Source organism: Microbacterium sp. AC035 (genome assembly GCF_979258485.1).
Window position 1 is genome coordinate 2,973,849 of the sequence record NZ_OZ409858.1, and the last position, 14,290, is coordinate 2,988,138.

A 14,290-nucleotide genomic window follows, 5' to 3' on the forward strand; every position below is an offset into this window, starting at 1 on the left:
GCGGGAACCGGGCAGCGATCTGGTCCTGCAGACGTGCCTTGGTCCTGCAGACGGTGCATGAGAGACGGCGGGAGACGGATGCCGGGTGGCGGATGCCGGATGCCGGATGCCGGGCGACGGGAGACGGATGCCGGAGGTCGGATGTCGGATGCCGGGTGGCGGGCGACGGATGCCGGGTGGCCGGGGGGTGGCCGGGTGGCCGGGGACTCGTGCCGCGGGCGTTAGCGTGGAGGGGTGATCGCTCTCGCCGTCGTGCTCTTCCTCAACGCCGCCTTCAACGTGCTGGTGTGGCCCCGTTTCTACAAGCGGGTCGCGACAGACCCCAGGGCCCGGGATGCCGAAGGCAAGGCCACGACGTTCCTGAAGGTGCACGCCGTGCTGATCGCGATCGCCCTCGTGCTCGCGCTGGTCTCGGTGATCGTGGGCGTCGCGGCGCTCGCCGGAGCGCTCTGACGGGTCAGCTGCGGGTGACCGGCTGCTGCAGCTCGGTGATCCAGTCGGCCTGATCTTCGGACTCCGACTGCAGATAGACCTCACGACAGGCGCCCTGCGCCGTCGCTCCCTGGGCGATGATCGCCTGGTTCACCGCGTCCCAGCTGTCATCGATCGTCTCCATGGTGCCGAGGTGCGTGGCGGTGAACGCATCGTCGATGGCCGGCAGCTCGACGATGACGATCCCGTCGACGGCGGGGCCGTCGTAGACGAAGCCGACCGTGATGCGCACGCCGTGCTTGTTCATGTCGTATTCGGCGATGGGGAGTCCCGGGGTGGCGCCGGCGGCCAGGAGCACGTCTGCCACCTGGTCGAACAGCGGGCCCACGACGGCGGCGACCTCGGGTTGAGAGGCGACGGTCTCGGTCAGCGCCGCGAGGCGGACGTAGGGAAGTGGCTTCTCGGTGATCTGCATGTCTGACATCTTCGTCTCCTCAGGTCGGGTGGGCGTGTCGCCGATCCTATGCAGAGGCGCCGACATCTGGCCATCCCGGTCATCCATTTCGCGAGGACCCCCGCGAGCGCTCGATCGAAGTGACACACGGCGGCGACCGCCCTGTGTCGGACCAAGCGTCGGGTGCCGCTCAGGCGCTCTCGTACTGCTTCGCGTGCGCGGCCCAGCGGGACTCGACGGGCAGAGCGCGCAGCGCGCGGTTGCCGAGCGCCAGGGCGACGGCGAGCACGCAGAGCGCGGCGCACACGAGGATCGTCCATTCGCGTCCGATCCAGGTGAGGCCGAAGCCGGCGATCAGCGGCGCGAGCGGCATGGCGCCCATCCCCAGCACGCCGGCCGCGCTGTTGGCCCGACCCAGCAGCTCGGTCGGTGTGGCGACCATGAAGTAGCCCATCATCCCCGCATTGAGCGCCGGCAGCAGCACCACCGAGGCGCCCAGCACGATGACGATCGCCCACGGCTCGGTGACCATCGAGAGCACGATCGTGCCGATGGTGCCGGCCGCGAGACCGGCGATCGCGAGCACTCCGGTGCGGATGCGCGGCACGAGCAGGGGGGCCACGATGGCACCGGCGAGCATGACCGCGCCGACCCCCGCACCGAGGGAGCCGATCAGCAGCTCCGAGTATCCGGCCTGCTGAAGCGCGTACATGACGGTCGTGATCGCGGCGTTGAAGCCGAGGTTGATGATCGTGATGATGACGAGCACGCCGCCCAGATCGGGGCGCGAGAACAGCCAGGCGAAGGCCTCGCGCAGCTCGGCCCAGGCGCTCGTCCTGGTCGGTGCGGCGACGGCGGCATCCGCACTCGAATCCGTGGGGAAGCCCAGACCATCCGCCGCGTCGAGGGCGAGTCCCGCCGTGATACGCCCTGCATCAACCGGGGGCTCTGGGTTTTCCCCGTCATCGCCCACCCGAAACCCGACGGCTTCGGCCCCTGCGTCCGCGATCCCGACGCGGCGAGCCTGGCGCTGCAGCATCCACGCCGTCAGTGCGGCGACGGCATGGCAGAGCGTCATGACGACTCCGACGAGCCAGCCGCCGACTCCGAGCAGCAGCCCGCCCAGCGGGCCGCCGGCCAATTGCAGCGCGGCATCCCGACCCTGGTTCGCGGCCTGAGCTCTGCCCATCGCGTCATCGGGCACGATCTCCTTGATCGCGCTCTCGCCCGCGACGTCGAAGAGTCCGCTGCGAGCGGCCAGCAGGACGTTCGCGGCCAGCAGGGTGCCGAAGGTCAGCGCATCGGACACAGCCAACAGCGTGAATGCTCCGGCCAGCAGGATGCCGATGAGGGAGCCGATGAGCATGAGCAGGATGCGACGGTGCCGGTCGGCGAGGATGCCACCGGCGAGTGTGAAGACCAGCCGCGCGACCATTCCTGCACCGCCGATCACCCCTGCCTGGGCGGGATCGTCGGTGACCACCAGGGCGAGCAGGGGGATCGCGAAGGCGAACAGTGTCGCGGCGAGGCCCTTGCTCGTGTCGCTCACGAGCCAGGTCAGGTACCGGGTGTTCCGCCAGAGCCGGTGGGGGTCGGTCACGGTCGTCGTCATGCCCCTCAGAGTAGTTATGCAAGAAGACTTGCGCAACTACTCTTGCGCAATAATTCCTGCAGGTAGAATCTGACCATGGGCGAGGGCACTCACGGCGAAGATCCCGTATGGATGACGACTGCCATGCTCAAGGCCTATACGCACCCGCTGCGCCGACAGATCCTCCGCCTGCTCGCCCGCCGCGACCATATGCGCGCGGCCGACATCGCCGCCGAGCTCGACGTCGCCGCGAACAGCGTCAGCTTCCACCTGCGCACTCTCGCCGACGCCGGACTCATCGTCGAGGCCCCCGAGCACGCCCGTGATCGCCGTGATCGAGTCTGGGCGCCGGTGAAGGGTGCTATGAGCGTCGGCGACCCCGACCATCCGGTGGCCGACGAGGAGCTCGGCGGAGCCGTGGTGCGAGCCTTGGCTGCCGAGCACCAGGACCTTCTCCAGCGTGTCATAGCGTGGTCGCCCGCGTACTACGGGGGTCGAGCCTCAGGCATCCACGCCGTGTTCCAGCAGCGCACCACCCGGCTCACCGAGGCAGAGTTCACGGCGGTCATGGAGATCTTCGACAAGGCGGTGTCCGAGGCCGAAGCCGCGCATGACGATGACGACGCCGAGGGCCGCTTCTGGCAGATCGATCTCGTCGCCGCTGACGACACGATCTGACCGCTACGCGCCCTCGCCCTCCTGCTCGGACTCGGTCTCGCCCTCCGCTTCTTCTTCCGGCTCCCGGTGTCCGCTGAGGATCAGGATGCGGCGCAGCTGCATCGCCGCGAGCACGCCAGGGCCCATGGACCGCCGCACATCGATCGTGCGATCGTCGACGGTCTCGAGCAGCAGCCTGATCGCGCGGGCCGCCTCTCCGCGAGCGCGGTGATCTGCGGGAGTGAGCGGATCCTGCTGCGCGATGACGTCGGCGACGGCGTGGCACGCGGCCGAGAGCGGTTCGGGCAGTGCCGCATCCAGTTCGAGCGCGCCGGGGCGGTCCCAGATGGTGTCGGCGACCTCGTCGGAGATGTCGCGGATCAGGTGGGCGATGCGATCGAGGCGCGCGAGCTCCTCATGGATATGCCGCGTGTCACCTCGCCGCCCGAACGCCCGCGGGTTGCCTCGTCGGCTGTCGTCGGCGTCGGACAGCGCGGTGCGCAGCTCTGACGTGGTGTCGGCGAGAGATGAGGCATCGTCGGCCCACTGCTCGTGCTCCGGCGGCCAGGACTCCGAGACGGCCGACCCGATGTCGTGCAGATGGTCGCTCAACTGCGCGCGGAAGGCGTCGACCTTCGCCGCGGCGGCGAGGGTGAGCGGAGCGGGAGCGATCACCAGGTTCACGATGAGACCGACGACCACTCCGACTCCCATCTGCACGAGATAGCCGAGCGAGTACTCGTCGGCGTTCTGGCCGCCGACGATCAGCACGAACAGCGCCGCCATGGGGACGTACTCGCGTCCTGCGCCGAACCAGCCGGTGCCTGAGACCAGCACGCCGACGCCGACCACGACCGGGATGCTCCACCAGGTCGGGCCGACGGTCAGCACGACGACTGCGGCCAATCCGATGCCGGTCGCGAGTCCGAGCAGCGTCTGGAGCCCCGATCGCACCGACCCCATGAGCGTCGGATACATGCTGACCAGCGCGCCGAGCGGCGCGTAATACGGGTACTCGTCGGTGACTCCGGGCGTGTGCGGGGCGATCAGCCACGCGAGCCCGACCGCCAGTGCGGTCTTGGCGACGAGCAGCAGCCGGGCGGGGTCGACCGCTTCGCGCAGCGAGCGCACGATGCCCGGGCGGCGCGCGCGCACTCGTGTTCTGATGTTCGTCACGGCATCCTCTCGTCATCCTCCCCGAAGGGTGACGCTAGCCGCTCGGCATCCGTCCTCGCACCTGGTTGCATCTGACCGCGAGGCCGAGTAGCGGTCGGAACGCGGCGATGCCGGCCGCCCCCGTGAGGAGCGACCGGCATCGAGCGATCATCGACCGATCAGGGGATGGCCCTGCGGAAGGCGAGGAACGATACGCCGGTGAGCACCGCAGTGGCGACGAGGCCCCACAGTGCGAGGCCGAGCGCGCCGGCGTCGAGGATGCCCGTCCAGACCTGGCCCCACAGCTCGAGTCTCGTCGCGAGGAACGCGAGCCCGACCAGGATGAGCGCGAGGCCGACACCGACGATCGTGAGCACCGTCGGTCCCCAGCTCTTGTAGATGGTCGCTCCTGTGAAGCCGACCACGAACAGGAACAGGGCGAGGGAGAAGTACACGATGAACGCCCCGCCGGGCCCTGCCTCCCACAGCCACGGAAGGTAGAAGACGTACCCGTTGATGCCGTACCCGTTCGTCAGCGTCTCGATGGCGCCGCCGATCAGGAACACGATCCCCAGGAAGGCGCTGCCGAGGATCGCCGTGAGCATGGTCCCGAAGAAGAAGTCGCGCCGCGTGATGCTCATCGCCTGCGAGAACGGGAAGGTGAGCGTCATCGCCGAGATCCCGATCGCGAAGAAGTACCAGAGCGGAGCCTGGCCGCCACCGCCGTACTTCGGGCCGTCGGTCGGGATCATCGCGTAGATGAGTATCGAGATGATCACGGCCGAGCCGAGGATGATCAGCGGCACCCAGATGAACGTCTGCCGGTTGATGAGCTGCAGGCGGATGACGTTGAGCGTGCGTCGCATCAGCGGACCTCCTCTTTCGCGGCGGAGGCTCTGGTGGCGGAGCCCGCCTCGGCCTTCTGCGTCAGACGCACGATCAGCTGCTGCAGTGACACCGGAGCGAGATCGAGACCGGATGCCGTGACCTCGGCGCGCTCGCCGGCAGACAGCGCCCCGAGCACGGTGACGGATGCCACCCGGCCGAGTGCCTCGCGGTGCAGCACCTCGCGGTCAGACGCCCACGCATCGACCTTGGTCGCATCGCCGATCACGGTGACGGCGCGGTCGCGCACGGCATCCGTGTCTTCGTCGAGCAGGATCCTGCCGTTGTCGATCACGATGACCTTCTCGATGAGGTTCGACACCTCGTCGATCAGGTGCGACGAGAGGACGATCGTGCGCGGGTGCTCGGCGTAGTCCTCGAGCAGACGGTCGTAGAAGATCTGCCTGGCGACCGCGTCGAGACCGAGGTAAGGCTCATCGAAGAAGGTCAGCTCGGCGCGCGAGGCGAGACCGATGATGACCCCGACGGCCGAGAGCTGGCCGCGCGAGAGCTTCTTGATCGTCTGCTTCATCGGCAGCTGGAACTGCTCGATGAGCTCGTCGGCCAACTCCTGGTTCCAGTTGTGGAAGAACAGGCTCGCGGCCTTGAACGCGTGACGCGGGTATGCGTCATCCGGGTACTTCTGGCTCTCGCGGACGAAGCAGATCCGGTTGAGGACGTGCGTGTTCTCGTAGGGGTGCTCGCCGAAGACACGCACTGTGCCCGACGACTCGAAGTTCTGCGCGGTCAGGATCGACATGAGCGTGGTCTTGCCCGCTCCGTTGCGGCCGAGCAGGCCGTAGATCGCACCGCCCTCGAGGGTGAGAGACACGTTGTCGAGAGCGTTCTTCTCCTTGTAGTGCTTGGTGAGGTGCTGCACCTCGATGACGGCGGTCATGCGGGGGTCATCCCTTCTGTCTGTGATGTCTGTGATGTCTGTGATGTCTGTGATGTCTGGGGTTCCTGGGCCGCGCGCTCGCGGAGCAGCGCGGCCAGGTCGTCGGCGCCGAGACCGAGCGTGCGGGCCTCGGCGAGAAGCGGGTCGATGTAGCGATCGGCGAAGGCGGCGCGGCGCTCGCCGAGGAGCAGATCCTTCGCCCCGGCGGCGACGAACATGCCGATGCCGCGGCGCTTGTACAGCACTCCCTTGTCGGTGAGCATGGCGACTCCCTTGGCTGCAGTTGCGGGGTTGATCCGATAGAAGCCGGCGAGCTCGTTCGTCGAGGGGGCCTGAGCTTCCTCCGTGAGTGAGCCGTCGAGGATCGAGTCCTCGATCTGCTCGGCGATCTGGAGGAAGAGCGGCTTGCCTTCTTCGATCACGAGTCCTCCGCAGCGGTTGGTGGGTTAGTTACTCGACTAGGTAACCACTGAACCTCGGTTGTGTCAAGGGGGGTGAGGCGGATCCCGGGCAAGTGCGGGTCGCGGCGCGGGTGTGCCGTTCCCGTTCCGGCGCCCGTTCCGGCTCCCGCTCCGGCTCCCGTTCCCGTTCCCGTTCCGGCACCCGTTCCCGCGGTGTCGTGCGGGGCCAGTTGCGCACCGGAGAACCCGGAACACCGTGCGGAACTGGCCCCGCATCCGTGGGGAGGTGCGGAACTGACCCCGCATCCGTGGGGAGGTGCGGAACTGGCCCCGCCCCGGAGGGTGGGCGAGCGCCGAGCGCGAACCTCAGCCGCGGAGGTCGCGGGCGCGGAGCGCGAGGGCCGACCCCACGACGAACGCGATCGCGAGGCCCCAGGTCAGGGCCAGTCCGCCGGGATCCACGCCCTCGGCGAGCGGCGACTGCCGGTAGACCCACGCGTAGGGGGAGAGAGCGTTCAGCCAGTCGAGGTCCTTCGACTGCTTGGCGAGTGCCTGCAGGATGTACCCGACGACGGCGATTCCCGCACCGACACCGGTGGCCCAGATGCGGCGACCCGTCGCTGCGCCGGCGAGCAGAGCGGCGGATGCCGTGAGGAACGCGAGTCCGGTGAGCGCCGCGCTGGCTCCGACGATGCGCCAGCCCTCGAGGCCCAGCTCGGAGGGGTCGTTCAGGCCCCAGACGACGATGCCCGCGAAGGTGCCGAGCCACAGCAGCCTGACGAGCACGGCCAGAGCGGACTCGAGTGCGTACTGACCGCGGCCGATGCCGTGCGCGAGGTCGAGTTCGGCGCGTCCGCTCTCCTCCGCGCCGGCGATCGCCGCGGACCCCCAGATCACCGCGGCGATCGTGAGCAGCAGAAAGCCCATCAGCCCGTAGAACGTGCTCTGGGTGTACCCGGCGCCGCTGGAGATCTGGTCGTACCCGATGGTCTCGACGAGCTGCTTCGGAAGGGCGTCGATGATGTCCTGCATCTGCCCGTTGCCCCCGATGCTCGGATACAGCGGCAGGTAGAGGAACAGTACGGCGGCGAGGCCGACCGTCCACCCGAGAAGGCTCCGCCACGATTCGCGCAGGTTGCGCCGGAACACCGGCAGGATGCCGTTCATCGCTCCGCCTCCCCGTCGCGGATCGAGCGTCTCGTCGGCAGCTGGGCGTCGGCCTCGGCAGCGCCGCGGCCGACCTCGCCCTGTGGCTGAGCCGACGCTGCACGCGCCGCCGGGTCTCCGTACAACCGCAGCACCGACTCTTCGAGGTCGGGCTCCTCGACCGTCAGGTCGCGCACCTCGAACGGGGCGAGCGCCTTGATGAACGGATCGATGGCGCCGTCGATCGTGCCGGACAGCTGCAGGATGCCGGCGGCATCCCTCGCGTCGATGCCGCTGAGGCCGGGGACTCGATCGAAGGCGGCACGGGCCGCCGCGGCATCCGTCGCAGCCAGCTCGGCACGCACCCGGCGGATCGAGCCCAGGCGCAGCGAGGCGACGTCGCCGTCGGCGACGACCCGTCCGTTCGCGAGCACCGCGACCTCGTCGGCCGTCTGCTGGATCTCGCTGAGAACGTGCGAGCTGAGCAGCACGGTCTGCCCCGCATCCTTCGCCTCGCGCACCATCTGCAGGAACTCGCGCTGCACGAGGGGGTCGAGGCCGCTGGTGGGCTCGTCGAGGATCAGCAGCTCCGGTCGGTGCATGAACGCCTGGATGAGCCCGACCTTCTGCTTGTTCCCCTTCGACAGTGTGCGGACGGGGCGCGAGAGGTCGACGCCGAGGCGGTCGGCGAGCTCGCGGCCGGTCTGCAACGTGGCCGCGGAGTCGTGGCTGCCTGAGACCTGGGCGTAGAACGTCAGCATCCGGTGTCCGCTCGATCGCCCTTCGAGGTGCAGTTCCCCCGGCACATATCCGATGCGCCGCCTCAGTGCCGCGCCGCCGTGTCGCGGGTCTTCACCGAGGACGCGCACCGAGCCGGATGACGGGCGGATGACGTCGACGAGCGTGCGGAGCGTGGTCGTCTTGCCGGCGCCGTTGGAACCTATGAGCCCGAAGACCGTGCCTGGGCGCACGTGCAGTTCGAGCTCATGCAGCGCGATGCGACTGCCGTAGCGCTTGTGCAGACGGTCGATCTCGATGGTGTCGGTCATGATGCGTCTCCTCTCGGGGCATTCCCCTCGGCCGCGAGTGCGTCGCGCGCGCCGTCGAGCAGTGCGGTCGTCGAATAGATGCCGTGCGTGAGCAGTTCGAGTGTCGGCAGGGTGGTGCGCAGCAGCCCGGCCGGGCTCAGCTGGTCCATTCCGAGGGTGCGCGCGATCTGGGCGCGCATCACGACGGGTCCGAGACCGATCAGCGTCAGCAGCAGCGTCGTCATCTCGGGATCGCTCATCGGCTCGAGCATGCCCGCGGTGCGCTGCTCGTCGAGCACCTGCCGCGTATTGGCGAGGAAGCTGTCGAACAGCCGGTCGGCGGCGGGTGAGCCGTCGACGAGCATGCGGGAGAGGTAGTCGATGTAGGGGCCGTAGCGCTCGAGATCGTGCAGGGCTGTGCGGATGCGGTCGCCGGTCGGCGCAGCGATGAGCTCGTGCTCCTCGTCGGTGAAGACGCTGACCACGTAGTCGTCGCATGCCGTGCGCAGGGCGTTCTTGTCGCCGAAGTGGTGCACGATCAGCGCCGGGCTGACGCCGGCCTCCCTGGCGATCGCACGCAGGCTCGAGGCGTCGTACCCATCACGGGCGAAGGCGGCGATGGCGGTGTCGCGGATCCGTGCCCGAGCGGTGAGATCATCCGAAGCTGAACGCATGTACAGCAGACTAAACGCGTGTTCAGTCTCTGTCAAGGGCGCCGATGTCCGGGAAGGGCTCGGACCGTCACGAAGAGCTCTGCGAAATATCGGTCGACCGGCGGTTTCTCCACCCGCGTGACGCGTACGTCACTCAGGGATGCCCCCACGAGTACCCAACTTCCGATCGTGCACCACTCATGATCGCTCGAACCCGGTGTGCCCCTCGCCGCTCGGAGATGTCATAGATGCGTCAGCCACTCCTGGACATCGCCGCGCTCCTGCGCAGTAGGGGAACTTTGAAATGCGAACTCGTAGAACCGATAGCGGACGCCGCCGCAAGGCCACCGCTCTAGGCGTGACGCTCGCCATCGCAGCGGGACTGCTCACACCGATCGCCATCGCGAACATGGCCCAGGCGGCGACCCAGCTGTCGGTCGACTCCCTGGGTCTTCAGAGTGCTGCAGGCTCCCTCACAGACGGCATCTGCGAGTCCACCGTCGGAACGTGCACACTGCGCGCGGCCATCGAAGAATCCAATGCCCTCAACGCCGCCCCCGGTGAGGTGGCCATCGGGGTCGACCCCGACTTCGCAGGTGGCAACATCGCGATCAGCACAGCGACCCGGATGAGGACCACGGCCCTCTCCGGAGCCAACGGCGCGGTAGCCGGTGACGCGAGTGGTGACAGCAGCGGTGCGGTGTACGAGGTGACCGCTCCGGTCACCATCGACCTGGAGCACAGGATCACCGTCCACCCTGCCGGGGCAGGAGATATCGCCGTCGCTCCGTTCCACCTCAACGGGCCTGACATCACCATCCGCGCCGTCGACGATGTCTGGGCGGGGGAGACCTCCTTCTACATCGGGCCGAAGGCCAAGCGGGTCACCCTCGACGACCTCGACGTGCGCACTGTCACCTATTACCCCGAGCGCTTCTTCGTCGTGCGCGGGGGAGCTGAGGAGATCACGGTCTCGAACTCCACGATCAGCGGCTTCGCCTCCAGCGAGAGGGAGTGGAACTGGGGCGTGGTCGAGGGGACCAGTGCGTCATTCCCCGTCAAGGGGCTCACCGTCACCGGCAACACCTATCTCGCAGGCGACGCTTCCGGTGCGTGCAACGGAAGCACGGCAGCGGGATGCACCTCGACGCCGGTCGAGGCCTATGAGCAGCACATCACGGAGCTCGAGTTCACCGACAACGTCGCGCCGAACATCAACCGCTCATCCGCCTCGGACGCTCGCGGCCTCGACCTCCGGTACGCCACCGTCGGCACGCTGAAGGTCAGCGGCAACACGTTCTCCGCCCCCTACTACCGCGCTCGTCAGGCGGTGGTCGACCTGGCCTACGCAAACCTCGACAGTTTCGAGATCGTCGGCAACGACTTCACGGGCATGTCGGGCAACGGCGATGTGCAGGACAACGCGGCAGCGATCATGCTCCCCACCGACAAGCGCATCGGCACCGGCGGCAAGATCGCCGACAACGAGTTCCTCGCAACGGGAACCATGAACACCCAGGCCGTCTACTGGGACGGTCTCGAGCCGACCGATTCCGCCACGAACCTCGCCGACTCGCGCGTCTCCATCGTGGACAACCACTTCGACGGATTCTCGACCAGCGCTTCCCGTTCCGGCATCCGGATGCTGCAGACGGGCGTCGTCGAGATCGCCCGCAACACGTTCGGACCGCGGTCCGGAAGCCAGACAAACACCGTCCTCGAGGAGTTCGCGGGCAACGGCTCTGTCGCGGCGACCCTCGTCAGCAACGTGAACGCGTCCGCGAACGCGAAGCTGAACACGTGGTGGCCGATCGCCCGCAGCAGCGCGAACGTCCAGGCCACTCCGATCACCGCGACCGAGTGCACGGTGCCCCTCGAAGTGGCCCCGCCCGCCGACGCAGCCAACACGGCAGACAACACCGCAGGGCGTTATCCCGGAGTGCCCGTCGAGCTCGACGTCTATTGGACCCAGGGCAACGACGCGGAGGTCTATATCGGCCGCTACGACGTCGACGCCGATGAGCGCCGGACGCTGCAGGTCGCTCTGCCCATGCCCGGTGACGAGCGACTCGAGACGAACAGCGGCGTCGGCCCCGTCCACCCCATCTCCGGAGCGGTGACGGGAGGACTGCGGGTGCAGACGATCGAACCCCTCTCGGGCTCCACATCGTCGTCGTCGCAGTACTCGCGAGTCGCAGTCATCGACGGCAACTGCCGTCCCATGCTCACGATCGCGCAGGCCACCACTCAGAATGAGGAGACGCACGCCCGCGACCTGCACTTCACGCTCACCTCGTCGATGCAGCTCGACACGTCGACGGTCGCCGGCGATGACTTCGTCGTCGAGGCGAAGCGAGCGACGTCCGAGGGACTCGACGGTGTCGCAGCAGGCATCAGCACCATCGACGCCGACAAGCTCAACCCGCGTATCGTCTCGGTCTCGGAGATCGCCGGAAGCTCGGGCACCCAGTTCGATGTGGTGGTGCGCGTCGACGACACCGCGCAGGTGACCGTGACCATCGGTGCGGGCACTGTCGCCATCCCCACGGGACTGGTGAACATCACGGCAGCCGCGACCGGGAGCGAGCGCGCCACCGACAACGTCGTGACGTTCGTGAACCCCATCACCGCTCAGCCGAACAGGTTCACGCTGGTGACCGGTGACGGGCGGGGCAAGAAGTTCACCTACATGCTGGCGGGCGGTGCACCCGTTCCGACCGAGCAGCTGAAGTTCCCGACGAGCGTCGATCAGCCCGAGGGGACGCCGAAGCTGTCGTTGAGCACCGCATCGCCGGTGATCGACGGCGGGGAGACTCAGTCGGCTGCCGTTGTCGTGACCGCCGCTGCAGGAGACGCTCCGGCAGGCACGAAGACCACGATCGCGGCGACCGTCGTGACCGGGGACAGCAATTACGACGGTCTTCTCGTGCCGGACGTGAACCCGTACCTCTACTCAACCGACCCGATCATCAACATCGTGAAGCGCGCGTACATCACTGTCGGCGATCCCTCCTCGGCTCAGCAGATCGAGGCCACGGGTACGCCCGCTCCGCGTGACAGCCGTCTCACAGACGGTCAGGCCGTGTGCTTCGTGTACACCGTCAGCAACACCTCCGCAGACGACTGGCTCACGGTCCTCCGCGATGTCGAGGTCATCGACTCTGACGAGCGACTCGGCAAGGGCGGAGTCATCGGTACGGTCGCGTCGCTCGACAGCGGTGACTCCGAGAAACTGTTCTCCTGCGTCTCCCTCATCCCCGTGGACACCACGGCAGACGGCCCGAGCTCCGAGTCGGGTGAGACCCCGTGACCACGCGTGAACGACGCAAGCGGGGTCTCGGGCGACCGGGCCTGGGGGTCACAGCCCCGCTCCTGGTCGGGCTGCTCATCGCCGGCGCATCGGCAGGCGGAACCTATGCTCTGTGGTCTGCCAGCACTTCGGCCGACGCGGGAGACATCACCGGTGGAAACCTGAGGCTGGTCTCGATGGAGACCACCTGGAGCCAGATCACTCCGGGAATCCGCGATTCCGAGCAGCGCCCGCTCACCGGAACGCCGGCGGACTTCGCCCTGATGCCCGGAGACCTCATCACGATCACCCAGAACGTCGAGTCGTACCTCCAGGGGGACAACATCGCCGGGGGGCTCTCGGTGGACTATGCGACCGGGAGTGCGGCCCAGGCAGTCGAGGACGGACTGATCGCGCTGTCGTTCCACATCGAGGACGCGGACGGCGTTCAGGTCGCCCCTGAAACCGGCACCGCCCGCTTCGGCACGACTCTCGCGGTGGGCGGTCTGACCGGCACAGACGAAGGGGTGACCGAGGACTGGAAGGTCGTCATCTCTGCAGAGATCCTCGGCGACTACGACTGGGCCGATGGCGGATCCGTCGACGACGCACCCGACCAGTGGGCAGCCGGGAACATCGTCATCTCGCTCGAGCAGCTTCGCGAAGGATCCGGCTTCGTCGAGGGAGGCAACCCGTGAGCCGCAAGAGCGACCGCATGGCGAAAGGGCTGCGCAGGCGCGACCGCGGTCGAGCGTACGCGAAGGCCGTGATCGGTGGACTCGCTCTGGGGGCACTTGCCGCCTCCACTGTTCCGGCGGCACACGCCCTGTGGGCGATGGATGACTCCGTCAGCATCCCTGCGTTCGACCTCGGCCGGGTCGCCTTCGCGGCGGCTCCGACGGACGGGTCGGCAGATCTCGTCCACAGCGAGGACGGCGCCCCCGTCGAACTCACCCTGCCGGGATCGTCGATGGCTGAGGTTCTCGGGCAGACGGGGCCTGACGCCGCGCCGATCATCTGGACGTTCGATGCCACCGGACGGGCGGACGGCATCACCGGCCTCGTCTACGACGTGTCCGTCACCTCGCAGGTGGCAGGCGACGGCTCGGTCCACGACTTGAGCACCGGGGTCGGGGAAGAGAACACCCTTCTTCGGTACTCGACCCTCAAGGTGTATCCCGCTGACGCCGGCGGCGGCTGTGCAGACGTGCCAGCGACTCCCGAGACGGCCGAAGGGGAACTGCGCAAGAACGTCCTGGTGTTCGATGCTCGGGCGCATGAGCTCCAGGCACCGGGCGCCGGAACGAGCGGCGGATCGAGTCAGACCTGGTGTGCGGCGATGGCCTTCATCAACGCGCCCGATGGCAGTTATGTCAATGATGCCTACGCGCAGGGGATCGCCGAGGACGGCAAGGTCTACGAGGCTCTGGACACGTGGAGCACGTCTGTCAGCTTCCCGCCGTCGTTGCCGCTGCTGGGCACCTACATCAATGAGGTGGAAGCCAGCGGCCTCGCGGAGGACCAGACACGCCCGCGGGACGTGGACGTCTGGAGTGCGGGGATCTACCCGGACCCGAACAACGAGCCGGACATCACCATCGTCCTCGACCCCGCGGTGACGAATCGCAACGCGGGAGTGACGCAGCCCAGCGACCGTTTCGCGCCCACAGCTTCGAACGAGTAGCACGTTCGGCACAGACC

The 14,290-nt window shown here is 67.9% G+C and carries 14 protein-coding genes; 5 read left to right on the forward strand and 9 right to left on the reverse strand.

The window, feature by feature from the left end:
* The first annotated feature begins 234 nt into the window (after positions 1-234).
* Positions 235-453: an SCO4848 family membrane protein gene (locus tag ACZ0AA_RS14395; protein WP_400863153.1), complete on the forward strand. Its 219-nt coding sequence runs from the start codon at positions 235-237 to the stop codon at positions 451-453.
* Positions 454-457: 4 nt separating this feature from the next.
* Here the strand turns inward: ACZ0AA_RS14395 and ACZ0AA_RS14400 are convergent, their stop codons facing one another.
* Both ACZ0AA_RS14400 and ACZ0AA_RS14405 read right to left on the reverse strand, forming a co-directional pair.
* Positions 458-916, reverse strand: a complete 459-nt coding sequence (locus ACZ0AA_RS14400; RefSeq protein WP_400863151.1) for a GyrI-like domain-containing protein — start codon at positions 914-916, stop codon at positions 458-460.
* 160 nt (positions 917-1,076) lie between these two features.
* Positions 1,077-2,498 carry an MFS transporter gene (locus tag ACZ0AA_RS14405; RefSeq protein ID WP_463513322.1) on the reverse strand — a complete coding sequence of 474 codons (1,422 nt, stop codon included), beginning with the start codon at positions 2,496-2,498 and terminating at the stop codon, positions 1,077-1,079.
* Positions 2,499-2,573: 75 nt separating this feature from the next.
* On the opposite strand from ACZ0AA_RS14405, the gene ACZ0AA_RS14410 reads away from it, so the two are divergent.
* On the forward strand, positions 2,574-3,155 hold the full coding sequence (locus tag ACZ0AA_RS14410) for an ArsR/SmtB family transcription factor (RefSeq protein ID WP_463513323.1): 582 nt from the start codon (positions 2,574-2,576) through the stop codon (positions 3,153-3,155).
* Positions 3,156-3,158: 3 nt separating this feature from the next.
* Here the strand turns inward: ACZ0AA_RS14410 and ACZ0AA_RS14415 are convergent, their stop codons facing one another.
* The 7 genes from ACZ0AA_RS14415 to ACZ0AA_RS14445 form a co-directional block, all read right to left on the reverse strand.
* Positions 3,159-4,310, reverse strand: a complete 1,152-nt coding sequence (locus ACZ0AA_RS14415; RefSeq protein WP_463513324.1) for an FUSC family protein — start codon at positions 4,308-4,310, stop codon at positions 3,159-3,161.
* Between the two features lie 158 nt (positions 4,311-4,468).
* Positions 4,469-5,155, reverse strand: coding sequence for a hypothetical protein (locus ACZ0AA_RS14420; protein ID WP_400863145.1), 687 nt, complete (start codon positions 5,153-5,155; stop codon positions 4,469-4,471).
* A complete protein-coding gene (locus ACZ0AA_RS14425; RefSeq protein ID WP_463513325.1) occupies positions 5,155-6,072 on the reverse strand; it encodes an ABC transporter ATP-binding protein in 918 nt (305 codons plus the stop codon). Before ACZ0AA_RS14425 ends, ACZ0AA_RS14420 begins: the two co-directional genes overlap by 1 nt.
* On the reverse strand, positions 6,069-6,494 hold the full coding sequence (locus ACZ0AA_RS14430; protein ID WP_463513326.1) for a GntR family transcriptional regulator: 426 nt from the start codon (positions 6,492-6,494) through the stop codon (positions 6,069-6,071). The genes ACZ0AA_RS14425 and ACZ0AA_RS14430 overlap by 4 nt, the downstream gene beginning before the upstream one ends.
* A gap of 345 nt (positions 6,495-6,839) precedes the next feature.
* Entirely contained in the window at positions 6,840-7,640 is an 801-nt protein-coding gene (locus ACZ0AA_RS14435) for an ABC transporter permease subunit (RefSeq protein WP_400863140.1), read from the reverse strand.
* On the reverse strand, positions 7,637-8,668 hold the full coding sequence (locus ACZ0AA_RS14440; RefSeq protein WP_463513327.1) for an ABC transporter ATP-binding protein: 1,032 nt from the start codon (positions 8,666-8,668) through the stop codon (positions 7,637-7,639). The genes ACZ0AA_RS14435 and ACZ0AA_RS14440 overlap by 4 nt, the downstream gene beginning before the upstream one ends.
* Positions 8,665-9,321 carry a TetR/AcrR family transcriptional regulator gene (locus ACZ0AA_RS14445; protein ID WP_463513328.1) on the reverse strand — a complete coding sequence of 219 codons (657 nt, stop codon included), beginning with the start codon at positions 9,319-9,321 and terminating at the stop codon, positions 8,665-8,667. Before ACZ0AA_RS14445 ends, ACZ0AA_RS14440 begins: the two co-directional genes overlap by 4 nt.
* Before the next feature lie 337 nt (positions 9,322-9,658).
* On the opposite strand from ACZ0AA_RS14445, the gene ACZ0AA_RS14450 reads away from it, so the two are divergent.
* From ACZ0AA_RS14450 to ACZ0AA_RS14460, 3 genes are read left to right on the forward strand one after another with little or no spacing between them, the layout of a single operon-like run.
* Positions 9,659-12,610, forward strand: coding sequence for a hypothetical protein (locus tag ACZ0AA_RS14450; RefSeq protein WP_463513329.1), 2,952 nt, complete (start codon positions 9,659-9,661; stop codon positions 12,608-12,610).
* The gene (locus ACZ0AA_RS14455; RefSeq protein ID WP_463513330.1) at positions 12,607-13,287 is read left to right on the forward strand and encodes a hypothetical protein; all 681 of its coding nucleotides are present in this window, start codon (positions 12,607-12,609) and stop codon (positions 13,285-13,287) included. Before ACZ0AA_RS14450 ends, ACZ0AA_RS14455 begins: the two co-directional genes overlap by 4 nt.
* A complete protein-coding gene (locus ACZ0AA_RS14460; RefSeq protein ID WP_463513331.1) occupies positions 13,284-14,273 on the forward strand; it encodes a hypothetical protein in 990 nt (329 codons plus the stop codon). Before ACZ0AA_RS14455 ends, ACZ0AA_RS14460 begins: the two co-directional genes overlap by 4 nt.
* The last annotated feature ends 17 nt before the right edge of the window (positions 14,274-14,290 follow it).

What these genes read in the sequence shown, in the direction of transcription:
- ACZ0AA_RS14410 (WP_463513323.1), top strand. Translation starts at nt 2,574, where the DNA reads ATGGGCGAGGGCACTCACGGCGAAGATCCCGTATGGATGACGACTGCC.
- ACZ0AA_RS14400 (WP_400863151.1), bottom strand. Translation starts at nt 916, where the DNA reads ATGTCAGACATGCAGATCACCGAGAAGCCACTTCCCTACGTCCGCCTC.
- ACZ0AA_RS14420 (WP_400863145.1), bottom strand. Translation starts at nt 5,155, where the DNA reads ATGCGACGCACGCTCAACGTCATCCGCCTGCAGCTCATCAACCGGCAG.
- ACZ0AA_RS14405 (WP_463513322.1), bottom strand. Translation starts at nt 2,498, where the DNA reads ATGACGACGACCGTGACCGACCCCCACCGGCTCTGGCGGAACACCCGG.
- ACZ0AA_RS14425 (WP_463513325.1), bottom strand. Translation starts at nt 6,072, where the DNA reads ATGACCGCCGTCATCGAGGTGCAGCACCTCACCAAGCACTACAAGGAG.
- ACZ0AA_RS14440 (WP_463513327.1), bottom strand. Translation starts at nt 8,668, where the DNA reads ATGACCGACACCATCGAGATCGACCGTCTGCACAAGCGCTACGGCAGT.
- ACZ0AA_RS14445 (WP_463513328.1), bottom strand. Translation starts at nt 9,321, where the DNA reads ATGCGTTCAGCTTCGGATGATCTCACCGCTCGGGCACGGATCCGCGAC.
- ACZ0AA_RS14435 (WP_400863140.1), bottom strand. Translation starts at nt 7,640, where the DNA reads ATGAACGGCATCCTGCCGGTGTTCCGGCGCAACCTGCGCGAATCGTGG.